The 23379-nt window shown below is 65.8% G+C and carries 18 protein-coding genes; 7 read left to right on the top strand and 11 right to left on the bottom strand.

Annotation, left to right across the window (positions count from 1 at the left end; all coding sequences use genetic code 11):
- Positions 1-308 precede the first annotated feature (308 nt).
- The 7 genes from E8E95_RS15140 to fadD2 form a co-directional block, all read right to left on the bottom strand.
- Positions 309-845 carry a DUF3087 domain-containing protein gene (locus tag E8E95_RS15140; protein ID WP_280351459.1) on the bottom strand — a complete coding sequence of 179 codons (537 nt, stop codon included), beginning with the start codon at positions 843-845 and terminating at the stop codon, positions 309-311.
- The gene (gene hrpA / locus E8E95_RS15135; RefSeq protein WP_280351457.1) at positions 845-4849 is read right to left on the bottom strand and encodes an ATP-dependent RNA helicase HrpA; all 4005 of its coding nucleotides are present in this window, start codon (positions 4847-4849) and stop codon (positions 845-847) included. Before hrpA ends, E8E95_RS15140 begins: the two co-directional genes overlap by 1 nt.
- Positions 4850-4995: 146 nt before the next feature.
- Entirely contained in the window at positions 4996-6057 is a 1062-nt protein-coding gene (locus tag E8E95_RS15130; protein ID WP_280351455.1) for an HlyD family secretion protein, read from the bottom strand.
- A 12-nt stretch (positions 6058-6069) separates the two neighbouring features.
- Positions 6070-7602: an MFS transporter gene (locus tag E8E95_RS15125; RefSeq protein ID WP_280351453.1), complete on the bottom strand. Its 1533-nt coding sequence runs from the start codon at positions 7600-7602 to the stop codon at positions 6070-6072.
- 151 nt (positions 7603-7753) lie between these two features.
- On the bottom strand, positions 7754-8659 hold the full coding sequence (locus E8E95_RS15120) for a LysR family transcriptional regulator (protein WP_280351451.1): 906 nt from the start codon (positions 8657-8659) through the stop codon (positions 7754-7756).
- 120 nt (positions 8660-8779) lie between these two features.
- Positions 8780-10486: a long-chain-fatty-acid--CoA ligase FadD1 gene (gene fadD1 / locus E8E95_RS15115; RefSeq protein WP_280351449.1), complete on the bottom strand. Its 1707-nt coding sequence runs from the start codon at positions 10484-10486 to the stop codon at positions 8780-8782.
- 354 nt (positions 10487-10840) lie between these two features.
- Positions 10841-12529, bottom strand: a complete 1689-nt coding sequence (gene fadD2 / locus E8E95_RS15110; RefSeq protein WP_280351447.1) for a long-chain-fatty-acid--CoA ligase FadD2 — start codon at positions 12527-12529, stop codon at positions 10841-10843.
- A 184-nt stretch (positions 12530-12713) separates the two neighbouring features.
- Here fadD2 and E8E95_RS15105 point away from each other — a divergent pair, with 184 nt between their 5' ends.
- The 3 genes from E8E95_RS15105 (at position 12714) to E8E95_RS15095 (ending at position 14942) form a co-directional block, all read left to right on the top strand.
- Complete coding sequence (locus E8E95_RS15105; protein WP_280351445.1) at positions 12714-13451, top strand: transporter substrate-binding domain-containing protein; 738 nt, start codon at positions 12714-12716, stop codon at positions 13449-13451.
- Between the two features lie 64 nt (positions 13452-13515).
- On the top strand, positions 13516-14475 hold the full coding sequence (locus tag E8E95_RS15100; protein ID WP_280351443.1) for an alpha/beta hydrolase: 960 nt from the start codon (positions 13516-13518) through the stop codon (positions 14473-14475).
- Complete coding sequence (locus tag E8E95_RS15095) at positions 14472-14942, top strand: MaoC family dehydratase (RefSeq protein WP_179057645.1); 471 nt, start codon at positions 14472-14474, stop codon at positions 14940-14942. The genes E8E95_RS15100 and E8E95_RS15095 overlap by 4 nt, the downstream gene beginning before the upstream one ends.
- A 213-nt stretch (positions 14943-15155) precedes the next feature.
- Here the strand turns inward: E8E95_RS15095 and E8E95_RS15090 are convergent, their stop codons facing one another.
- Genes E8E95_RS15090 through E8E95_RS15080 form a run of 3 tightly spaced genes read right to left on the bottom strand, consistent with a single transcriptional unit; the run spans position 15156 to position 18203 of the window.
- Positions 15156-16010 (bottom strand): HlyD family secretion protein, encoded by an 855-nt coding sequence (locus E8E95_RS15090; RefSeq protein WP_280351439.1) that lies wholly within the window; start codon positions 16008-16010, stop codon positions 15156-15158.
- A gap of 11 nt (positions 16011-16021) precedes the next feature.
- Positions 16022-16228: a DUF1656 domain-containing protein gene (locus E8E95_RS15085; protein ID WP_280351437.1), complete on the bottom strand. Its 207-nt coding sequence runs from the start codon at positions 16226-16228 to the stop codon at positions 16022-16024.
- On the bottom strand, positions 16215-18203 hold the full coding sequence (locus E8E95_RS15080) for an FUSC family protein (RefSeq protein ID WP_280351435.1): 1989 nt from the start codon (positions 18201-18203) through the stop codon (positions 16215-16217). Before E8E95_RS15080 ends, E8E95_RS15085 begins: the two co-directional genes overlap by 14 nt.
- Before the next feature lie 128 nt (positions 18204-18331).
- Here E8E95_RS15080 and E8E95_RS15075 point away from each other — a divergent pair, with 128 nt between their 5' ends.
- From E8E95_RS15075 to E8E95_RS15060, 4 genes are read left to right on the top strand one after another with little or no spacing between them, the layout of a single operon-like run.
- Positions 18332-18970, top strand: coding sequence for a TetR/AcrR family transcriptional regulator (locus E8E95_RS15075; protein WP_280351433.1), 639 nt, complete (start codon positions 18332-18334; stop codon positions 18968-18970).
- A complete protein-coding gene (locus tag E8E95_RS15070; protein ID WP_280351431.1) occupies positions 18967-19926 on the top strand; it encodes a biotin/lipoyl-binding protein in 960 nt (319 codons plus the stop codon). Before E8E95_RS15075 ends, E8E95_RS15070 begins: the two co-directional genes overlap by 4 nt.
- Positions 19916-20863 carry an ABC transporter ATP-binding protein gene (locus E8E95_RS15065; protein WP_280351429.1) on the top strand — a complete coding sequence of 316 codons (948 nt, stop codon included), beginning with the start codon at positions 19916-19918 and terminating at the stop codon, positions 20861-20863. The genes E8E95_RS15070 and E8E95_RS15065 overlap by 11 nt, the downstream gene beginning before the upstream one ends.
- Positions 20860-21939 (top strand): ABC transporter permease, encoded by a 1080-nt coding sequence (locus tag E8E95_RS15060; protein WP_280351426.1) that lies wholly within the window; start codon positions 20860-20862, stop codon positions 21937-21939. The genes E8E95_RS15065 and E8E95_RS15060 overlap by 4 nt, the downstream gene beginning before the upstream one ends.
- Positions 21940-22212: 273 nt before the next feature.
- Here E8E95_RS15060 and E8E95_RS15055 read toward each other — a convergent pair whose 3' ends face one another.
- The gene (locus E8E95_RS15055; RefSeq protein ID WP_280351424.1) at positions 22213-23343 is read right to left on the bottom strand and encodes a TIGR03364 family FAD-dependent oxidoreductase; all 1131 of its coding nucleotides are present in this window, start codon (positions 23341-23343) and stop codon (positions 22213-22215) included.
- Positions 23344-23379 lie beyond the last annotated feature (36 nt).

Below are 23379 nucleotides of genomic sequence, written 5' to 3'. Positions count from 1 at the left end.
CGCTCTGCGCCCCAGCCTGATCGCTTCGCGCTCAGTCGTTCATCGGCACCGGAAGCGGTGCTTCCGAAAGCGTGCCTCTTCACCCCAGAGGGCGAGGGGTGACTCGCGCCGGCGCCACCTTGCCCTGGCATGGGCCCTGTGGGGGCGAATTCATTCGCCAAGCAGATCGAAGAGCTGCCCTTGGGAGTCTAGGCGCGGCACAACTTCCCTCTCCCCCGGCCCCTCTCCCGCACGCGGGCGAGGGGTGACTCGCGCCGGCAAGGCACACACCAGTCTGAAGCTCAAACGGGCCTGCGGCTGAGGCAGCACTACTTGCCGTAACCCTTCACCGCCTCCAGCCAAGCTGGATCGAGGCGGTTCTGCTCCACTTCCAGCCCCTGTGCCTCCATCGCCTCGCGGTGCTGGTCGATCTCATGCACATGGTGGCTGAGGTCGGCGCTGTTGCCGTCCAGCTGGTGCATCTGGGTCAGGCCCAGGTGGTAGAAGCGCAGCAGTTTCATCGCCGCCGGATCGCCCGCCGCCACCCCTGCCTTGACCTTGTGCATGACATTGGTGACGCGCATCAGGTTGCGCTTGAGCCGCCAACCGTAGACGGCGGGCGCCATCCAGGGACGTGACCAGAACTGGAGGCGCACCATTGCGATGGTGAGCGCCAGACCGGCGAGGACGCCGATCAGGTTCCAGCGGAAGTTGTCGCCGCCTGGCGTACCGAACAGCTGCACGCAGAAGGTGGACAGCAGCAGCGCCAGGGCGATGAACAGCACCGCGATGATCAGGGTGCTGCGGCGGGTCTGACTCCGGTAGAGCTCGGGGCTCATGGGGCGGATTTCGAAGGATTCGCTCATCAGGCTTCCACTTGGCTCCACTGCTTGTTCATGCGTTTGTCGGATACGGGCATCTTCGTGCCGAGTTGCTGGGCGAACAGAGAGACGCGGTACTCCTCCAGCATCCAGCGGTAGAGCACCAGTTCCGGATCGCGCTTGCCCTCCTGGGCATGCTTGGCCAGGCGGGCCTGGTATTGCTCCCAGTAGCCGGCCAGCTCGCCGGACCAGACGCGGTCGCGTTGCAACTGTGCGGCGATCTTGTCGAAACGCTGCTCGATGGCCTTGAGGTAACGCGGCAGTTCCTTCAGCCATTCCGCAGGGGTTTCGCGGACAAAGCCTGGATAGACGAGGTTGCCCAGCTGCGCCTTGATGTCGTTGAGCGCCACCGCCTGGGCCAGGTCGATCCGGCCCTTGAAGCGTTTCTGCAGGGCATGCCAGAGCTTGAGGATTTCCAGGGTCAGGCGCGCCAGGCGCTCGGCGTGTTCGGCCCAGGCGCCGCGTTTCTTCTCGGCGAGCGAGGCCAGGGCCGCGCCGTCGCGGGGCAGGCTGGCTTCGCCATCGAGGATGCAGCTGTCCAGGCTGGCCAGGAGGATGTCCTCCACCAGCGCGTCGACGCGGCCCATGTCGCGGTACAGCAGGCCGAGGTCAGTGAGGCCCGGCAGCTTGCCACGGAGGAACTTGGCGCTTTCGCCCAGCTGCTGCAGCAGCAGGCGCTGCAGGGCACGGCGATGTTGCCACTCGGCTTCGGCCTGGGTCGGGAAGCGGCTTTCCTTGACGGTGCCGCCCTCCTCCACCAGTGCCGGGTACACCGTCATGGACAGGCCGGCGACCTTTTGCTGGGTCTTTTCCGCGACCTGGGCGAAGCCCTTGGCCTCCACCGGTTTCTGTTCCTTCTGCGCCTGCGGAATGGCCAGGGCGGCCTGGCTGGCTTCGGCAAAGCGCGCGGTGATCTCGACCAGGTCGCGGCCTTCGCCGAGGAACTTGCCGCGGGCATCCACCACTTCCAGGTTCATCTTCAAATGGCCTTCCAGCTGGGCAGCCGCCTCGACCCAGGCTTCCTCCGGCACGCGGGCGCCGGTCATGCGCTGCAATTCGCGGCCGAGCGCTTCCGGCAACGAGCCCTGGGCGAACACCAGCTTGGACAGGGCGGCTTTCACGAAGTCCGGCACCGGCACGAAGTTCTTGCGGATGGCCTTGGGCAGGTTGCGCACCAGGGCCACGCACTTGGTTTCCAGCAGGCCCGGCACCAGCCATTCAAGGCGATCCGGCGGCAGCTGCGGCAGCAGCGGCGCGGGTACGCGCAGGGTCACGCCGTCGCGAACGTGACCGGGCTCGAAGTGATAGGACAGCGGCAGCTCCAGCTCGCCCAGGCGCAGTTTGTCCGGGTACTGCGCGGCGGTGACTTCGCTGGCTTCGCGGGCCAGCACGTCTTCCTCGCGCATGATCAGCAGGTTCGGGTCCTTCGCCCGCTCCCGCTCGTACCAGCTCTCGAAGCTGGCGGTCTGGTAGATGTCTGCCGGCAGGCGCGCCGCGTAGTAGGCGAAGAGGGTTTCCTCGTCGGCCAGGATGTCGCGCCGGCGTGCCTTGGCTTCCAGTTCGTCGAGCCGTTCCAGCAGCTGGCGGTTGGCCGTCAGGCACTTCGCCTTGCTGTGGATTTCGCCCCGCACCAGACCTTCGCGGATGAACAGCTCACGGGAGACTTCCGGGTCCACCGGGCCGTAGTGCACCGCACGGCGACCAACGATGATCAGGCCGTAGAGGGTGATCTGTTCGAAGGCCACGACCTGCCCGCGGCGCTTCTCCCAATGGGGCTCCAGGTGATTCTTCTTCACCAGGTGGCCGGCCAGGGGCTCCAGCCAGTCCGGTTCGATCTTCGCCACCATGCGCGCGAACAGCTTGGTGGTTTCCACCAGTTCGGCGGCCATGATCCACTGCGGACGTTTCTTCGCGATGGCGGTGCCGGGGTGAATCCAGAAGCGCCGCTGGCGGGCACCGAGATAGTCGCCGTCTTCGGTCTTCTGGCCGATCTGGCTCAGCAGGCCGCAGAGGATCGCCTTGTGCACCTTGGCGTAATCGATGCTGCGTTCGGGAGTTTCACCCTTGTGGGAGCCAGCTTGCTGGCGAACGGCGGAATCCTTCGGCGTCTTGCCAGGTTCGCCAGCAAGCTGGCTCTTACCGGCTTGGGGGAAGAGCTTCAGCTCGCGGCAGATCAGCACCAGTTGGCGGTGGGCGTCGCGCCATTCGCGCAAGCGCAGGTAGTTGAGGAAGTTCTTCCGGCACCAGCTACGCAAGGCGTTGGAGCCCAGGGCCTGGCGCTGTTCCTCGAAGCCGCGCCAGAGGTTGATCAGCGCAGCGAAATCGGAGTCCACATCCTTCCATTGGGCGTGAGCCTGGTCGGCGGCCTGCTGGCGCTCAATGGGACGCTCGCGCGGGTCCTGCACCGACAGCGCAGCCGTGATCACCAGCACTTCGTCCAGGCTGCCCTGGCGAGCGCCTTCCAGCACCATGCGGCCCAGGCGCGGGTCGATGGGAAGGCGCGCCAGCTGGCGGCCGATGGGCGTGAGCTGGCTCTCGCGGTTCACCGCCGAGAGCTCCTGCAACAGGGTGAATCCGTCCTTGATCGCCTTGCCATCCGGCGGCTCGATGAAGGGGAAGGCCTCGATGTCGCCCAGGCGCAGGTGGAGCATCTGCAGGATCACCGCCGCGAGGTTGGTGCGCAGGATCTCCGGGTCGGTGAAGGCCGGGCGGGAGATGAAGTCCTCCTCGCTGTAGAGGCGCACGCAGATGCCCGGCTCGACCCGGCCACAACGGCCCTTGCGCTGGTTGGCGCTGGCCTGGGACACCGCTTCCACCGGCAGGCGCTGGACCTTGGCGCGGTAGCTGTAGCGGCTGATACGCGCGGTGCCGCTGTCGATCACATAGCGGATGCCCGGCACCGTCAGCGAGGTTTCCGCGACGTTGGTGGAGAGCACGATCTTGCGGCCCGGCATGGGGGCAAAAATCTTCTGCTGCTCGGCGGGCGTCAGGCGCGCGTAGAGCGGCAGCACCTCGGTGTGCTTGAGGTTGGCCTTGCGCAGCACGTCGGCGCAGTCGCGGATTTCCCGCTCGCCGGGGAGGAACACCAGCACGTCGCCGGGGCGCTTGCCCACTTCGCGTTCATGGGCGGTGATCTCGTCCAGAGCGCGGAGGATGCCCTGGTCCACGGACAGGTCGTCGAACAGCGCTTCGCCGTCTTCGTCCACCTCGGCGGCCAGCGGCCGGTACCAGGTGTCCACCGGGTAGGTACGGCCGGAGACCTCGATGATCGGCGCTTCGCCGAAATGCTTCGAGAAGCGCTCCAGGTCGATGGTGGCCGAGGTGATGATCAGCTTGAGGTCGGGGCGGCGCGGCAGCAGGGTCTTGAGGTAGCCGAGGAGGAAGTCGATGTTCAGGCTGCGCTCGTGAGCCTCGTCGACGATGATCGTGTCGTAGCGCTCGAGGAAGCGGTCGTGCTGGGTTTCGGCCAGCAGGATGCCGTCGGTCATCAGTTTGATCAGGCTGCGCTCGTTGGACTGGTCCTCGAAGCGCACCTGGTAGCCCACCAACTCGCCCAACGGGCTGCCGATCTCTTCCGCCACGCGTGTCGCCACGCTGCGTGCCGCCAGCCGGCGCGGCTGGGTGTGGCCGATCAGGCCGTGGGTACCACGGCCGATCTCCAGGCAGATCTTCGGCAACTGGGTGGTCTTGCCCGAGCCGGTTTCACCGGCAATCACCAGCACCTGGTGCTTTTCCAGCGCCGCCTTGATCTCGTCGCGCTTGGCGGCAATGGGCAGGGCGTCGTCGTAACGCATCGCTGGCACGCTGGCACGCCGCGCCTCGACGCGCGCGATGGAGGCCTGGAAGCGCTCGACCCACTGCGCCAGCTTGGCGTCGTCCGGATGTTTGCGCAGCTCGTGGAGCTGTCGGCGCAGGCGATGGCGGTCTGCGCCCATGGCCTGGTCGATGCGTTTCAGGAGTTGTTCGGCGCTGGGGGATTGCTCGCTCATCGGTTCCGCTGATTCTGCTGTCGTTTTCGGCAAGGGCGGAATTGTCGCAGATTTCCCAGCAGGCTGGCGTCTGTGTAGGAGCGAGCTTGCTCGCGAAAGGGTGAGCGCAGAAGCTTCGCGAGCAAGCTCGCTCCTACAGGGGTGTATCAATTCACCTCGGCGACGGCCTGCGGCTCGCTGCGCGTATCGATGCTCGCCTCCACCGACATGCCCACCCGGAGCTGGCCGAGCAGGGGCTGGCCGGCATCCAGCACGACTTTCACCGGGATGCGCTGCACCACCTTGGTGAAGTTGCCGGTGGCGTTGTCCGGCGCGATGGCGGCGAAGGTCACGCCGGTGGCCGGCGCAATGCTTTCCACACGCCCGCGCAGGGATTCACCGGGGAAGGTGTCCACCGCGATCTGCACCTCCTGACCCGGACGCACGTGGGTGAGCTGGGTTTCCTGGAAGTTGGCCACCACATAGGCGTGCTCCAGCGGCACCACCGCCAGCAGCGCATCGCCGGGCTTGACGAAGGCACCGACGCGTACGGCGCGACGGCCCACCATGCCATCGATGGGCGCCTTGAGTTCGGTGTGGGAAAGGTCCAGCTCGGCCTGGCGCAATGCCGCCTGGGCGCTGCCCAAGGCGGCCTGCGCGGCATCGCGTTCAGCCTTGAGTATGTCGGTCTGCTTGCGCGTGGCGAGCAGCGCGGCGCTATGTTCGGCCTGGCGCGCCACGACGCTGTCGTACCGGCTGCGGGCCTGCTGCGCGGCCTGCAGGGTGCCCGCTCCACGGCCAACCAGTTTCTGGTAGCGCTCCAGCTCATGCTGGGCGAAGACACGCTCGGCGCGGTCCGCCTCCAGCGTGGCCTGGGCCTGTTCGATCACCGAATCCTGCCGCTCCAGCGTGGCCCCGGCATTTTCCAGCTGGGCCTGGGCACTGGCGACTCGTGCGCGCGCGCCTTCCAGGGCGGCGCGGTAGTCGCGGTCATCGATGCGGGCGAGCAGCTGTCCGGCCTTCACCATCTGGTTGTCTTCCACCAGCACTTCGCGGATGAAGCCGGGGACCTTCGGCGCCGCCAGGGTGAAATCGGCATGGACGAAGGCGTCATTGGTGTACTGGTCGGCGCTTTCACCCAGCAGGTGCCAGGAGCCCCAGGCCAGCAGGCCGACGCCTACCAGCAAGGCGGCCGGGATAACGGGTTTGAAGGTGCGGGGTTGGTTCATGGTCGACTCCGGTCAGGTCGGGGCGCGCGGCGGATAGATGCGCGTGGGCACGAAGGGGATGATGAGGATCAGCGCGACCGCCACGGCGGACATGCAGAGGTAGAGGTCGGCGGATGTCAGCACCACGGCCTGGAGGTGCAGCCGGCGGGCCAGTTCGACGCCGCCGTCCACCAGAGGGTTGTTGCCCAGGCGGTCGACCAGTTGCGTCGAGTGAAGATGCAGGCGCAGGGTGGCGAGCGCTTCCAGCACGCCGCCTGCCAGCACGGCGGCGAACCCCTTGATGGTGTTGAACCAGGCCGACGCGAAGGGCCCGTCGGTGGGCTTGATGCTGCCGGTGGACAGCATCAGCAGTGGCAATACGGCCATCGGCTGGCCGAATATCTGCAGCGCCTGCACCAGGTAGAAATCGTCGCGAATCCAGGCCGAGGTCAGCTGCGAACCCAGCCAGCAGGAACAGGCGAGCATGGCCAGGCCGCAGGCGAGCACCCAGCGGCAGTCGACCCAGCGCAGGTTGCACAGGGCCGCCACCAGGGGCAGTGCCAGCAATTGCGGCAAGGCCACCACCAGCATCACCGGTGCGGTCTGCAACGGACGGTAGCCCTGCACCTGGGCCAGGTAGCTGGAGGAAATCACCACGGCCGCCAGCAGCACAAATAGGACGCCAGCCAAGGTGAACAGGGCGAAGCTGAGGTTGCGCAGCTTGAGCAGTTGCAGCTTGAAGAACGGCAGCGGGTGCTTCCACTCGTTGAGCAGGAACAGCACCAGCAACACGCTGCCGCCACCGAGCAGCGCGCGGATCAGCGACGACTCGAACCAGTCCAGCCGCTCGCCCTGCACCAGGCCAACCACGAGCATGAACAGCGCGGGGAAGCCGAGCGCCAGGCCCAGCCAGTTGAACTGGCGGAAACGCTCCAGGCGCAACGGGTCCTGTGGCAGTCCCCAGGCCACGGCGGCCATGGCCAGCAGGCTGGTGGGAAGGATCTGCCAGAAGGCCCAGCGCCAACCGACGAACTCCACCCAGTACGCGGCCAGCGGCGTACCCAGGCTGGGGCCGAAGGTCGCGGTGAGGGCGTAGCCGGCGAGGCCGTAGATCTTGATGTTGGCGGGGAGAAAGCGCAGCGCCACGGTCATCAGGATTGGCGGCAAGGCGCCCCCTGCAAGCCCCTGCAGGCCACGCAGCCACAGCAGGCTCTGCAGGTTCGGCGCCAGCGGGCTCAACAGCCCGAGCAGCATGAAGGCGGCAATGGCCCAGAGGGTGAAGCGGCGCAGGGACAAGGTCACCGCGAACCAGGGCGCGAAGGCCATGGCGCAGACCGAGGGCGCCGCATAGAGCGCCACCAGCCAGGTGCCTTCGTCACGACCGATGCCCATGGCGCCCCGGATATCCGCCAGCGCCACCTTGATCACGTTTTCATTGAAGCCGGATACCAGCACGGCCAGCAGAACGCCGAGCATTCCGACGACCAGCCGCAGGGTGAAGGGAGTCGCGACAGGCGCCGCCACCGGGCCGGCGACCGGAAGCGGCAAAGCCAGGGAGGCGTTCATCGAAACGCCTTTTCGCCAGCGCGGGAAGTGAAGAAAACGAACATGAGGAGTTACCGGATTGCGGGCACGAGACTGAGTCTATTTGTGCGCCTGCCATGCCGATAACTGCAATTATGCGAATGAATCAGTGCGTTATACGCACGTATCCCCGCTAGCCGCGCAGGCCCTCTTCGCAGCAGCGTTTGATCAGGCGACGCAGCCAGCGATGGGCGGAGTCGTTGTCGAAGCGCGGATGCCAGGACTGCCGCACGCGCACCTGTTCCAGTGGCAACGGAATCGCGAACGAGCGCAGTGGCAGGCCGAGCCGCTCACACACGGAAATCACCGGGTCGGGCATGGGGAGGATCAGATCGGAATCGTGCAGCGCCAGCACCGCCGAGAAAAAGCTCGGGGAAATCAGCCCTACCCGGCGTGTAAGCCCCAGATCGGCGAGCGCCTGGTCGATGGGCCCGCGCGTCAGCCCCCGGCGCGAGACGCTGATCTGGTCGAAGACGGCGAAGCGCTCCGGGGTGATGGGCGCCTCGAAGATCGGATGCCCCTGGCGCACCAGGCCATTGAAACGGCATTCGAACAGGCCCTGGGACTTGATCTCCGGCGTCAGCTTGTCGGAAGCACCGACGATCAGGTCGATGCGCCCGGCGCGCATGGCATCGTCGTCGCCATCGATTTCCGGAACGAAGCGCAGCACCGCACCCGGTGCTTCCTGGCGCATCAGTTCGAACAGTCGGCCGCCATAGCAGACCATGAAGATGTCGTTGGTGCGCACGTTGAACTGACGCGTCAGGCTCGACAGGTCCACATCGCGGGAATGGAACAGGCCGCTGGCCTGCTCGACCAGCTCGCGCACCTGTTCACGCAGTTCCAGTGCGCGCGGCGTCGGCACCAGACCGCGCCCGGCACGCACCAGGATCGGGTCGCCCACCGCATCGCGAATGCGCGCCAGCGTGCGGCTCATGGCCGGCGCACTCAAGTGCATGCGCCGCGCGGCACCCGCCACGCTGCCCTCGTCGAGCAGGACATCCAGGGCCACCAGCAGATTGAGGTCGGGCAATGACATCGCCGGCTCCAGGGCGAAAGGGAAGATCGCCACTGTAGCGACCGGCCTGAATGCCGTCGATGGGACGCCATGAACGACAAGGCCCCGCGATTGCGGGGCCTTGTCGGGAAGCGATGGGGATCAGGCCTGGGCCTTCTCCTGCTTCGCCTTGAGCTTCTTCAGCTCTTCGTCACGCAGTTCGCGACGCAGGATCTTGCCGACGTTGGTGGTCGGCAGCGCATCGCGGAACTCGATGGCGCGCGGCACCTTGTAGCCGGTCACGTTGCTGCGCATGTGCTCCATCACCTGTTCCTTGGTGAGGCTGACGCCAGGCTTGGCCACCACGAACATCTTGATCGCCTCACCGGATTTTTCGTCCGGTACACCGATGGCGGCGCACTGCAGCACGCCCGGCAGGGTCGCCAGCACGTCTTCCAGTTCGTTCGGGTACACGTTGAAGCCGGACACCAGGATCATGTCCTTCTTGCGGTCGACGATGCGCATGAAGCCGTCGTCCTGGATCACTGCAACGTCGCCGGTCTTCAGCCAGCCTTCAGCATCGAGGATTTCGTCGGTGGCTTCCTGGCGCTGCCAGTAGCCCTTCATCACCTGCGGGCCTTTCACGCACAGTTCGCCGGGCGCGCCCAGGCCAACGTCGTTGCCCTCGTCGTCCACCACCTTGCACTGGGTGGAGGGCACCGGAATGCCAATGGTGCCGATCTGGATGCTCTGGAAGGGATTCACCGATACCACCGGGCTGGTCTCGGTCATGCCGTAGCCTTCGCTGATGGCGCAACCGGTGACCTGCTTCCAGCGCTCGGCAGTGGCCAGTTGCAGGGCCATGCCGCCGGACAGGGTCAGCTTCAGTGCGGAGAAGTCCAGGTTGCGGAAGCCCTCGTTGTTGCACAGGGCAACGAAGAGGGTGTTCAGGCCGACGAAACCAGTGAACTTGTACTTCGACAGCTCCTTGGTCATGGCCGGCAGGTCGCGCGGGTTGGAAATGAGGATGTTGTGGTTGCCGGTCAGCATCATCGCCATGCAATGGAAGGTAAAGGCGTAGATGTGATAGAGCGGCAGCGGGGTGATGAGGATCTCGCAACCGTCGTTCAGGTTGGCGCCCATCAGAGCCTTGCACTGCAGCATGTTGGCGATCAGGTTGCGGTGGGTCAGCATCGCGCCCTTGGCCACGCCGGTGGTGCCACCGGTGTATTGCAGCACGGCGATGTCGCTGCCCTGTGGGCTGGCTTCATTGACGGCACGGCCACGGCCCTTGGCCAGGGCATCGTTGAGCTTGACCGCCTTTGGCAGGCTGAACGGCGGCACCATCTTCTTCACGTGCTTGATCACGGCGTTGACCAGCAGGCGCTTGAAGGTCGGCAGCAGGTCGCCGACTTCAGTGACGACGACATGCTTCACGCCGGTCTTGGGCAGTACTTCTTCGGCCAGGTGGGCCATGTTGGCCAGGCAGATCAGGGCTTTCGCGCCGGAGTCGTTGAACTGGTGCTCCATTTCCCGCGCGGTGTACAGCGGGTTGGTGTTGACCACGATCAGGCCGGCACGCATGGCGCCGAAAACGACGACCGGGTACTGCAGGATGTTCGGCAGCTGCACGGCGATGCGGTCGCCGGGCTTGAGGTCGGTGTGATTCTGCAGGTAGGCGGCGAAGGCGCCGGAAAGTTCGTAGAGCTCACCGTAGGTGAGGGTCTTGCCCAGGTTGCTGAATGCGGGCTTGTCGGCAAAGCGTTGGCAGGACTGCTTCAATACCGCCTGGACGTTGGGGTATTGGTCGGCATTGATCTCGGCAGGAACACCCGCTGGATATTTGTCCTTCCAGAAGTTTTCGGTCATGGAGGCCCACTCCTAAGCAACAGCTGATTTCACTGTCCTCGAGGGACAGTTGTTTGTTGTGTTCTGTGCGATTGTGCGCCCGTCCGGGCAAAAAAACGCGCCGAGATTATCAGCTTTGCCAGAGGCCCACCAGCACCAAACCAGCCCTTACCAGTCACAAAAGTGACCCAAAGCGGTGCAACTGGTCATATTTGGAGTCCGAACTCTAATCCGCCGACAAACGGCGTATTTCGGGGCTTTCACGGGTTCTCAAGGAAGGGATCGGACTGTCGGACAAGCTGTCCGCCAGAAAAGCGGGGGAAGGTGGAGCGGGCGGAGCGAGGGCAGGACGGAGGACCCGCCCTGCCCTTTCGGTCAGGCGATATCGCGCAGTTCGCGACGCAGGATCTTGCCCACCGGCGTCATCGGCAGGGCCTCTTTCAGCACGATGTGCTTGGGCACCTTGTAGCCGGTGAAGTTTTCCTTGCAGTAGGCCTTCAGCTCCTCGACGCTGACGCCGCCCTCACGCGGCACCACGAAGAGCTTCACCGCTTCCCCGGACTTGTCGTCCGGCACGCCGATGGCCGCGCAGTTGGCTACCTTCGGGTGGGCCATCACCACATCCTCGATCTCGTTCGGATAGACGTTGAAGCCGGACACGATGATCAGGTCCTTCTTGCGGTCGACGATGCGTACATAGCCGTCCGGATCGATCACCGCGATGTCGCCGGTCTTCAGCCAGCCTTCGGCATCGAGCACCTCGGCACTGGCCTCGGGGCGCTGCCAGTAGCCCTTCATCACCTGCGGGCCCTTGATGCACAGCTCGCCACGTTCGCCCAGGGGCAGTTCATTGCCGGCATCGTCGATGGTCTTGAACGCCGTGCCCGGCACCGGAATGCCTACGGTTCCCAGACGAGCCTGGTTGCCGTAGGGGTTGGTGCTGGCCACGGGGGAAGTTTCGGTCAGGCCGTAACCCTCGACCACCGAACAACCGGTCAAGGCCTGCCAGCGCTCGGCGGTGGCCTTGACCAGGGCGGTGCCGCCGGAGTTGGTGACCTTGAGGTTGGAGAAGTCGAGGTGCTTAAACTCGGGGTGATCCATCAGCGCGACGAACAGGGTGTTCAGGCCCAGCAGCGCGGAGAAGCGCCACTTCTTCAGCTCCTTGATGAAGCCGCCGATGTCGCGCGGGTTGGTGATCAGGATGTTGTGGTTGCCGTTGACCATCATGCACATGCAGTTCGCGGTGAAGGCATAGATGTGGTACAGCGGCAGCGGCGCGATCATGATTTCCTGGCCCTGCTTCATCAGCGGCGCGCCGTCCGGGCCGAGCTGCGACAGGCAGGCGTCCACCTGCTGCATGTTGGCCACCAGGTTGCCGTGGGTCAGCATCGCGCCCTTGGCCACACCAGTGGTACCGCCGGTGTATTGCAGCACGGCGATGTCGTCCAGGCCGACCCGCACCGGTTTCAGCCCATGGCCCTGTCCCTGCTTCAGCGCATCCTTGAAGGACACGGCCTGGGGCAGGTGATAGTCGGGGACCATCTTCTTCAGCTTCTTCACGACGGTGTTGACCAGCCAACCCTTCAGGCTCGGCAGCATGTCGCCCATGCGCGCCTCGATCAGGTATTCGATCTCGGTGTCAGGCAACACCTCTTCGACCAGCTTGCCGAACAGGTTGATGTAGACCAGCGCGCGCACCCCGGCGTCCTTGAACTGGTGACGCATCTCGCGGGCGGTGTAGAGCGGGTTGGTGTTGACCACGATGAGGCCGGCGCGCAGCGCGCCGAACACGGCGATCGGGTATTGCAGGACGTTGGGCATCTGCACGGCGATGCGGTCGCCGGGCACAAGGTCGGTGTTCTTCTGGAGATAAGCAGCGAAGGCCGCGGACAGGCGGTCCAGCTCGGCATAGGTCAGGGTCACGCCCAGGTTGCTGAAGGCCGGGCGGTCAGCGAACTTCTTGCAGGATCGCTCGAATACCTCGATGACCGACTTGTACGCAGCCAGATCGATTTGGTTGGGCACGCCGGCCGGGCGTTTGTCGCTCCAGAAATCAGGTTGCATTGTTCTTATCCTCGTAGCCCTGAAATAGTCTGGCCCGCACTGCGGGGCTGCCCGGAACTTAGCAGCTCCCGGGCGCAGCGCAAATATGCGACGGAGTGTCATTGACCACGTGAATCTTGCCGATAGTCCAGTTAGATTCGCCTAGCATCTGAACAGAACATGACATCTGGAATACCTATCACCCATGCGTTTCCCTCTGGCCCTGTGGGCGCTGCTGTCCTGCCTGTCCCTCAGCTTTGGCGTCCGGGCCGACCTCCGTCTTGCCACCCTGGAATATCCGCCTTACTGCTCGCAGTCCCTGCCGCAAGGCGGCAGCATCATCGAGCTCACCACGCGAGCCTTCGCCACCCAGGGCTACAAGGTCCAGGTGGACTTCATGCCCTGGGCGCGTGTGCGCGCCGCCCTGCACAGCGGCCATTACCAGGGCGCCCTGGCCCTCTGGCCGCGTGAAGTCGTGGAGGAGAACCTGCATGCCTCGCGCCCGCTGTTCTACAGCGAGCTGGGTTTCTTCGTACGCACGGACACGCCGGTCGATTTCAAGAACCTGTCCGAGCTCAAGGGACGCAAGGTGGGCGTGGTCAGGGGCTATGGCTATCCGGCCAGCGTGCTGCGCTCGGGATTCCGCGCTGAAGAGGCAGTGGACGACATCTCCAACCTGCGCAAGCTGGATGCCCGGCGTTTCGACCTGGTACTGCTGGAGCGCGTCGTGGGCCAGTACCTGGTCGCCACGGACGACCACCTGCGCGGCAAGCTGCAATGGCAGCCGCCAGCGCTGGAGCGCATTCCCCTGCTGGCGGGCTTCACCGCGCCGCACCCCGGTCAGCCGGACTGGGCGCAAGTCTACGAGCGCGGCCTCAGGGACCTGTTGGCCAGCGGCGAGTACACGCGAATTCTCGAACGCCATAACGTCGCGCCCAACTGAGCAGGCTTTGCGCCACCTTCGCGCCCGTGCACAATGCGCCGAATCCCCGGCATAAGGATCGGCCATGCGCCACGACGCCTTTTGGCTCGACGCGAGCGATAGCACGCCCCTGTACGTCAACCACTGGTCCGGCGAAAGCCCGCCCAGGGCCGTGGTTATGCTGTCTCACGGCATGGCCGAACACGGTGGCCGCTATGCCCGCCTGGGTGCGGCCCTGACAGCCGTCGGCTTCGAGCTCTATGCCCTCGACCAACGCGGCCATGGCCGCAGCGCCGAGCATGGCGTCCTCGGCCAGTACGCAGCGGAAGACGGCTGGCACAAGGTCATCGGCGACCTGGCCAGCCTCAATCACCACATTCGCCAGCAGCACCCGCACGCGCCGATCTTCTTCCTCGGCCACAGCATGGGCAGCTACATCGGCCAGTCCTACCTGATGCAGCACAGCTGCAGCCTGCAGGGCGCCATCCTCTCCGGTTCCAACTACCAGCCCGTCGCGCTGTACAGGGTGGCAGCCCTGATCGCCCGCTTCGAGCGCTGGCGCCGGGGCAAGGAAGGCCGTAGCGCGCTGATCGAGTTCCTCTCCTTCGGCTCCTTCAACAAGGCCTTCAAGCCCAACCGTACAGCCTTCGACTGGCTCAGCCGCGACCCGGCGGAAGTGGACAAGTACGTCACGGACCCGCTCTGCGGTTTCCGTTGCACCAACCAGTTGTGGCTCGACCTGCTCGGCGGGCTTCAGAGCATCACCCCACCGAAACACCTGGCACAGATCGACCCCGACCTGCCGCTGCTGGTGATCGGTGGCGAACGCGACCCGGTCAGCGAAGGCCGGCGCCTGCAGGAACTTGCCGCGGCATTGCGCCGGGCCGGCATCAGGGACGTGCAGCTGAACATCTACCCCGACGCCCGTCATGAGCTGCTTAACGAGAGCAATCGCGACGAGGTGACCAAAGACTTGATCGACTGGCTGGAGCGCGCCCTTGCCCACAGTCGGCACCACCCAACGCAAGCCAAGGAGACCGCATGAGCCAGGTAACCAACTTCACCTACGACGCCCTGGAAGTCGGCCAGAAAGCCACCTTCTCCACCACCGTGGAAGAGCGTCATGTCCAGCTGTTCGCCGCCGTCTCCGGCGACCGCAACCCGGTGCACCTGGACGCTGAGTACGCCGCCGGCACCATGTTCAAGGAGCGCATCGCCCACGGCATGTTCACCGGCGCCCTGATCAGCGCCGCCATCGCCTGCGAAATGCCTGGCCCGGGCAGCATCTACCTCGGCCAGCAACTCAAGTTCACCCGCCCGGTGAAACTGGGCGACACCCTGACCGTGGAGCTGGAAATCCTCGAGAAACTGCCGAAGAACCGCGTACGCATCGCCACCCGCGTGTTCAACCAGAACACCGACCAGGTCGTGGACGGCGAAGCCGAAGTGCTGGCACCCAAGCAGCAGCTCTCGGTGGAACTGCCGGAACTGCCGCCGATCACCATCGGCTGATTGCGCTGGACACAAAAAAGCCCGGATGAGTCCGGGCTTTTTTGTGGGCACTCTTCTGCCCTCTCCCCAACCCTCTCCCAAAGGGAGAGGGGGCAGTTTGTGCCAGCCGCGTAGTCGTCCGCTTTTCCTGTGGGGGCGAATTCATTCGCCAAGCAGGACGCAGTCCTGCCGTAGGTTGGTCCGAGGAACGAGGCCCAACGAATCGACCCCGCCCTACTCCGCCACCGTCACACTCGCCGTCATCCCAGCACTCAGGGTCACGTCGTCCGGGACCTTGTCCAGCTTGATCCGCACCGGAATCCGCTGCGCCAGGCGAACCCAGTTGAAAGTGGGTTCGACATTGGCCAGCAACTGGGTATCGGGAATGGCATTGCGGTCGGTGATGCCGCGGCTGATGCTTTCCACCTTGCCGGTCAGCGGCTCGCCCGCGCTCATCAGCCAGACCTCCACCGGTGCACCGACCTTGATGCGCGGCAGCTTGGTCTCCTCGAAATAGGCCTGGACGTAGAAGGAGCCGTCGTCCACCAGCGCCATCACCGGCTGCCCTGCTCCGACATAGTTGCCCTGGGCCAGGCGCAGGTTGGTCACCTGGCCATTGCGCGGTGCCCGCAATTCGCTGCGCGCGAGGTTGATTTCGGCCACCTTCACCTCCGCCTGGGCTTCGCGGAATTCGGCGCGCGCCACTTCTGCGGTGATCAATGCGTTCTCGCGCAGCTCCGCGCTGATGGCCTGCGGCCCGAGATGCACACGGCGGGACGCCTCATGTTCATGCAAGCGCAGTTGATGCTGGCGGGTCTCGGCCACCGCGCGGGCCTTTTCCAGGGCGGCCTGGTAACGCTCACGGTCGATACTCAGGAGCAGGTCGCCGGCCTTGACCTGCTGGTTGTCCTGCACCTTCAGCTCCATCACCCAGCCGGACACGTCGGGCGATATCACCACCACGTCTGCGCGCACCCGCGCGTCGCGAGTCCAGGGAGCGAGCATGTAGTGCTGCCAGAGGCCGTAGCCGGCCACGATGGCCACCACGACCAGGGCAAGGGTTACCAGTACACGCAGCGTGGAACGCATCGTCATCTCCTTCACCAGTGCCCGGTCAGCGCGACCAGCGCCGCCAGCACACACACATACAGGGCACAGTCGAACAGCGCTTCGTGCCAGATCCAGCGCGCCAGCCCGGCTCGTGCCAGGCCCACCCGCAGCGCGCCAGTCACCAGCAGTGCCAGCAGCGCATAAAGCAGAAAGGGGCTGAGCAGAACACCGCCAAAGGACCATTCACGCAAGCCCATGGCTCGCCTCCTGTTGTTCACACCATTGCCGCCAACTCTGCTGCAGTTGCAACAGTGCCGCCTGGGCGAGGCGACGGTCGATGGTCCGTCCGGCACCCCGCAGGGCCTTCAGCAAATCCTCGACCGGCTCGTCGAGGGCCTGGGCGCGGCCGGGCGCCGGTCCCTGCAGCACCACACGCTCCAGCTGCCGCAGGAAGCGGTCCTCCGATGCGCCCAGCGGCCTGTCGGCTGCGGCCAGGCAACGCCTCAGGTGCAGCAACTCGTCGCCCACATCCAGACTGGCGATGCCATCGTCCCAGCGACTGCGACTCTGTTCCGGCAGCACCGGGTAGAGCCGCGCCAATTGCAGCAGGCGATCCGCCATGCGCCCGCCGAACCAGTTCTCCGCGCCAGCCAGGCGCACGCTGGTCAGTCGCGCCAGATCGTTCAGGCTCGCCTTGAGCAGACGGCGGCCGTGCCATACGGGATTGCGCAGGGGAATGAGGCGGAACGCGCACACCGCGAAGCCCACGCCGAGGAGCATGGAAATCGCCTCGTTGAAGAACAGCCCGACATCGAAGCGCATGAGGTTCTGCGGCGCGCAGAGCACGATGAAATGCAGGCAGAACGAGGTGGCCGTGGCGCCCAGCGCAGGTTTGGCCATGCCCAGCGCACCGAAGAACAGCGGCACGCCGAGGGCCATGCAGAGCATCGCGAAACCGCTGAGCTGAGGCAGGAACAGTTGGCCGACCACAAAGGCCACGGGCAGCGCATAGAGGATTCCACGCAGGAACATCATGCCGATCTGCTCGGCATTCTCACGGCTGGCGAACAGGCCGCAGATCACGCAGGTCAGGGTCAGCGCGCCCACTGCCGCAGTCCAGGCGGTGGCCAGCCAGAAGGCCGACAGACCGAGGAAAGCCAGGGCGCTGCGCAGGCCGTAGATGGCGGCTGTTGGCGCGTCGCGGTGCGCGGACAAGGGCTGCGGTGCATCTTCCGGCGCTTCGCCCCGCTCCACCGCATGCATGGCATCGACCGCCTCCGAGGCCTGGCGCATCACCACCGCCATGCGCCCTAGGCAGTATTGCTGGACGGTGGACAGGGCCTCGTCTTCGGACGCCAGCAGCAGCCGATCGCGCAACGCATCCAGGCGCGCCACATCGGGTTCAGCCAGGGTCTGCTCCACTTCCTCCCTCCAGGGCCGCAGCCCTTCGGCTTCGTCCTCCCCCAGCTGGCGCCACTGGCGCGCCACGCCGCGCGCCAGGCGCAACAGACTGAGCAGGTCGCGACTGAGCACCTGCAGCGCCAGCGCACGTTGGCGCCCCAGATTGCCTTCGAACCAGGCGTGCTCGCGCTGCGCATCCACCGCCACGATGCGCCCCAGCACACCAAGCAGCCCCTGGCGCTCCTGCTGCTCGCCCTTCAAGGCGGAGATCGACGCCTGAATGCCGCATTGCCAGGCATCCCGCGCCTGGCGGGCCAACTGGCGCTCCACCCGCTGCGGCCAGAGCAGTGCGCTGGTGAGCGTGGCGCAGAGGATACCGAGGCAGATCTCCGTGGAGCGCGCCACGGCCTGGTCGAACACCGCCAGCGGGTGAGCGATGGCAGGCAGGCCAATGATGGCGACCGTGTAACCAGCCAGCACGAAGGAATAGGACCAGGCACTGCGCAGCATGGTAGAGGCGGCGGTACAAATACCCAGCCAGGTCGCCAGGGCCAGCAGGAACAGCCAGGGCGTCTGCGCGAAGAGACCGACGATGGTCACCGACATCACCGTGCCCACGAGTGTGCCGAGCAGCCGCGCCAGGCCCTTCTGCACCACCATCCCGGACAGCGGCTGGGCCACGATGAATGCCGTCATCAACGCCCATTGCGGTTGCTGGAGGTCGAAGCGAAAGGCGCACCAGAGGGCGATGCCGCCTCCCAGCAAGGTCTTGATCGCGAATTGCAGCGCCGGAATGTCAGGCGCCAGGAAAGCACGCAGGGCGTCGCGCACGGGCTGGGTCCAAAGCTGATCCGTAGAAATTGAAGATAGCCCGCATTTCGCGTTCGTCGGCTGCTCGTTGTTAATTAATTAAATGCATATTTAAATAAACCATCCTTACCCGTCCGGAGATGCTTACCGTGACCCGCCCCCGTTCCCCCGGCCGCCCCACAGGCGATTCCCAGCTCCAGCGCGAACGCCTGCTGGACGCCGCTACCGAAGCCTTCGCCCATATCGGCGTGCACGCCGCCAGCCTGCGCAGCATTGCCCAGCAAGCCGGTGTGACGCCCGCACTGGTGAATTACTACTTCGGCAACAAGGAGCGCCTGGTGGAGGCCATGGTCGAGGAACGTCTGCTGCCCCTGTTCCAGGGCATGGGCGAACGCCTGCAACAAGTCGGTGACGATCCGCTGGAGCTGGTCGGCGCCTTCGTTCGCGGCATGAGCGCCAACCTCAGCCGGAACCCCTGGCTGCCGCCGCTCTGGGTCCGTGAAGTGCTCTGCGAAGGCGGCGCGCTGCGCGAAATGCTCACATCCCGCTTCGCCCCGATGGTTCCCTTGCTGTTGGCCCAGCGCTTCGCCGCAGCGCAGGCCGGAGGACGCCTCAACCCCGAGATCGACCCACGCCTGCTGGTGGTTTCCCTGGTCGGCCTGGTGATGCTGCCCTATGCCGCCGGGCAGATCTGGCGCGGCATCTTCGCCACGCCGGAGCTGGGCGACGAAGCCATGGTGAAACACATCATGGCCCTGCTCGAACGCGGCCTGGAGGTGAAGCCATGAAACGCCTGCTTCCCTGCCTGCTGGCATTCGCCCTGCTCAGTGGCTGCGAAGACCCCGCGCAACAGCCGCTACTCGGCACCCTTGAATGGGACCGTATCGGGCTGCCCGCCGAAGCCTCGGAAACCATCCTTGCCTGGCGTGTGGCCGAAGGCGATCAGGTGCAGCAGGGCCAACTGCTGCTGGAACTGGACCCGCGCCGCCTCGATGCGCGCCTTAAAGAAGTGCAAGGCGACGTCGCCCAGGCGCAGGCGCGGCTCGACGAACTCAGCAACGGTGCCCGCAGCGAGACCATGGACGCCGCTCGCGCCACCCTCACTCGCAATCGCGCTGAAGCGACCGATGCCGAGCGCAACTTCCAGCGTATCGCCGCCCTCTATCAGCGTCGCCAGGTCGCCATTGCCGAGCTGGACCGCGCCCGCGCCGCCCGCGACCAGGCCAACGCCGCAGTGAAAAATGCCGACGCCCAGTTGCGCGAACTCACCAACGGCACGCGCCCGGAACAGATCGAACAGGCCACCGCCCTGCTCCACGCCGCCCAGGGTCGGCATGCGCAGTTGCAGGTGACCCGCGAGCACCTCAGCCTTCGCGCCCCCCGCGACGGCCGGGTCGATGCGCTGCCCTTCAAACCGGGCGACCAACCGCCGCTGAACGCCGAGCTGGTCAGCCTGCTGGTGGGCGATGCGCCTTACGCGCGGGTTTACGTGCCGGCCTCCGTGCGGCCGAACATCGCCATCGGCGATTCCCTGAAGGTGAAGGTTGAAGGCGTGGTCGAACCCTTCGATGCCACCGTGCGCAGCATCGCCAGCGAATCCAGCTTCACCCCTTACTTCGCCCTGACCGGCGACGATGCCAGTCGCCTGGTGTACCGCGCCGAACTGGTGCTGCAAGGCGAGGCTGCGCGCAAGCTGCCCGCCGGCCTGCCGGTGCAAGCGGAACGAGTGAGCCATGAGCAGTGATGACGCGGTCATTCGCGCAAGCGGCCTGACCAAGCGCTTCGGCCTACTCACCGCCGTCGATGGGCTGAACCTGCACGTCAACCGCGCCGAGGTATTCGGATTCCTCGGCCCCAACGGCTGCGGCAAGTCCACCACCATCCGCATGCTCTGCGGCCTGCTGCTACCCAGCGCGGGCGAGATCGAAGTGCTGGGCTGCCGCATTCCCCAGGACGCCGAGGAACTGAAACGCCGCATCGGCTACATGACCCAGAAGTTCTCCCTGTACGAAGACCTGACGGTGGGCGAGAACCTGGAGTTCCTCGCCACCGTCCAGGGCCTGGACCGCCGCGAAGCCCGCCAGCGCATCGACGAATTGCTGGAGCGCTATTGGCTTGCGGATCGCCGCAAGCAGCTCGCCGGCACCATGAGCGGCGGCCAGAAACAGCGCCTGGCACTGGCAGGCGCGGTGCTGCACAAGCCCGACCTGCTGCTGCTCGACGAACCCACCAGCGCCGTGGACCCGCAGTCGCGCCGGGAATTCTGGGATTCGCTGTTCGAACTGGCCGAAGCCGGCACCACCCTGCTGGTCTCCACCCACTACATGGACGAAGCCGAGCGCTGCACCCGCCTGGGTATCCTCGATGCCGGCCGTCTGGTGGCCGACGGCAGCCCCGCCGAGCTGATGGCGGCCCTGCCCGGCCGTCCGCTGCTGGTGGAATGCGCCCAGCCGCGTCAGGCCCAGCGCGCCCTGCAAGGCGCGGAGGAAGTCATCGCCATGGCCCAGATCGGCGCCACGCTGCGCGTGCTCAGCGCTGTCGATGATGCCCACGATCGCATCGCCCGGCGCCTGGCCGAACAAGGTGTCGAGGCCGAGGTGAAGTCCACCGACGCCAACCTCGAAGACGTCTTCGTCGCCGTCACACACCGCCCGCTGCAGCGGGCCGGAGCCTCGTCATGAATCTGCGCCGCCTGGGGGCCATTGTCCTCAAGGAACTCCGCCAGCTGCGCCGCGACCGCCTGACCTTCGCCATGATTGTCGGCATCCCGGTCATGCAACTGGTGCTCTTCGGCTACGCCATCAACATGGATGTGCGCGGCCTGCACGCCGCCGTGCTGGACCAGGCTGACACCGCTCGCTCCCGCGAAGTGGTCGCCGAGCTCGGGGCCAGCCAGGTGCTGGACTTCCGCTACCAGCTCGCCACGCCGCAGGAACTGGACGAGCTGTTGCGCGAAGGCAGCATCAGCGCCGCCCTGGTGGTGCCGCCGGACTTCGAGGCACGCCTGCAACGCAAGGACCGCCCGCCCCTGCAGCTGGTGGTGGACGGCTCCGACCAGGTCGTGCAGGCCTCGGCGCGGCAGCTGGCCGCATACCCGCTGCCCGGCTGGCCGAGCCTGACCGGCGTGCAGGTGGTGAACTTCTACAACCCGGAACGCCTGGCGCCACTGAACACGGTGCCGGGACTGATCGGCGTGATCCTGACCATGACCATGGTGCTGTTCACCGCCATCGCCCTGGTGCGCGAGCGGGAGCGCGGCAACATGGAGCTGCTGATCACCACACCGCTATCTCCCTGGGAGCTGACCCTGGGCAAGGTGCTGCCCTTCGTCGGCATCGGCCTGGTGCAGGTGACGGTGATCCTGCTGGTGGGGTTGTGGCTGTTCGAGGTGCCGGTGCGCGGTTCGCTGCTGGAGCTCTACGGGGCGTCCCTGGTGTTCATCTTCGCCAGCCTGACCCTGGGCGTGTTCATCTCCACCCTGGCGCGCAGCCAGTTCCAGGCAATGCAGATGGCCTTCTTCACCTTCCTGCCGCAGATCCTGCTCTCTGGCTTCATGTTCCCCTTCGCCGGCATGCCCGTGGCCGCGCAGTGGATAGCGGAAATCCTGCCGCTGACCCACTTCCTGCGCCTGACCCGCGGCATCATGCTGCGCGGCGCAGGCCTAACCGACCTCTGGCTGGAACTGGTGGTGCTGATGGTGTTCACGCTGGTGATGCTCACCGTCGCGGTGATGCGGGTTCACAAGCGGTTGGATTGAGGTGAAGCGCCGGAGCCCGCACTCTTTTTTGTGGGAGCGATTTCATTCGCGAATGGCCGCAACGCGGCCCCGCCGGGCAGCCCTGCGGTCTGCATCGCGATTGAAATCGCTCCTACAAAATTCAATTGCAACTGGGGCTGCGAATCCAATGTGGGGGCGAATTCATTCGCTAAGGGCAGCGAAGCTGCCCCCTAGGAACCCGCAGGGCAGGCCTTCGGCCTGCTTTGCGATTGAAATCGCCCCCACAGGGATTCTTTCGACCCCGCAGGGTGCTCAGGCCAACAGCGCCGCCATGGTCCGCTCGCCCAGCGCCGGGCCGATGCTCATGCCCACACCGCTGTGCATCAGCACCGCCGTCACGCCGGGAGCGGCCTTGAGCACCGAGAAGGGGCCGGGGCCACGGGCGCCGTAGACGCCCTGCCAGCGCTCCACCACCGTCAGGCGGGTGCCCAGGGTGTGCTCGGCCAGCGCCAGCATGATGTCGTCCACCGCCTCGGCGTTGAAGGGCGAGGCATCGCTGCCGTAGTGATGGGAATCGCCGACGATCAGCTCGCCATAAGGCGTCGGGCTGACCAGCAGGTGGATGCCGTTTTCCTCCAGCTCCGGCTGCTCGCTCTGGATCTGTTCGCGGATGGCCTCGGCCTCCGGCAGGTCGGCGAAGGCGCCGTAGTGCACGCAGGAGAGTCCCGTGAGCACCGCCTGTTTCAGACCGAAGTCGCGCTCCGGGCGTACGCGCAGCATCTGCAGACGGCACACCTGGGGTTGCAGCGGAGCGATGTGTTCGGCCAGGAGAGTCTGGTAGTCATGCCCCGAGCAGATGACGATCTGCTCTGCGCGGCAGCTGCCTTTGGTGCTGTGGATAAGCCCCGGTTCGACATCGCGCACCAGGGTGGAGAAATGGAACTGGACGCCATGCTCGCGGCGCAGGTATTCCACCAGCGCGGGAATGGCCTCGCGGGAATAGATCTGCTGGTCATCCAGCCCCAAAAGCGCGGCGCGGTGGTGGCTGAACTGGCCCTGGTAGAGGTCGTGCAGGCGTTCGCCGCGCAGCAGTTCGCCATGGTAGCCGTGCTCGGGGGCACGCACTTCGCAGAAGGCTTCCAGCAGCTCCTCTTCGGCGCGGGTGCGGGCGAACAGCAGGGAGCCGTTGCGGCGGATGTCGAAACCGGCGGCCTCGGCCCAGCCCGCCCAGATTTCGCGGCTGGCGCGGGCCAGCGCATGCATGGGGCCCGGCGGTTGGCCGGTGACCAGCGCTTGGCCGAAGTTGCGCACCGACGCACCCAGCGGCGTGGCGCTGCGCTCGAAAACGCTGACGCGCAGGCCGCGACGGGCAGCGGCGTAAGCGTGGGAAAGGCCGAGGATGCCGGCGCCGACGATGGCGATATCGGTGTCTTGCAGGGGCATGAGTGACTCCTTGGAAAACAGTGCCGCCCCTTCTCC

The sequence above is a fragment of the Pseudomonas sp. BN414 genome, assembly GCF_029871275.1.
Classification (GTDB): domain Bacteria; phylum Pseudomonadota; class Gammaproteobacteria; order Pseudomonadales; family Pseudomonadaceae; genus Metapseudomonas; species Metapseudomonas resinovorans_C.
This window is presented reverse-complemented; position numbering and strand designations above follow the sequence as displayed.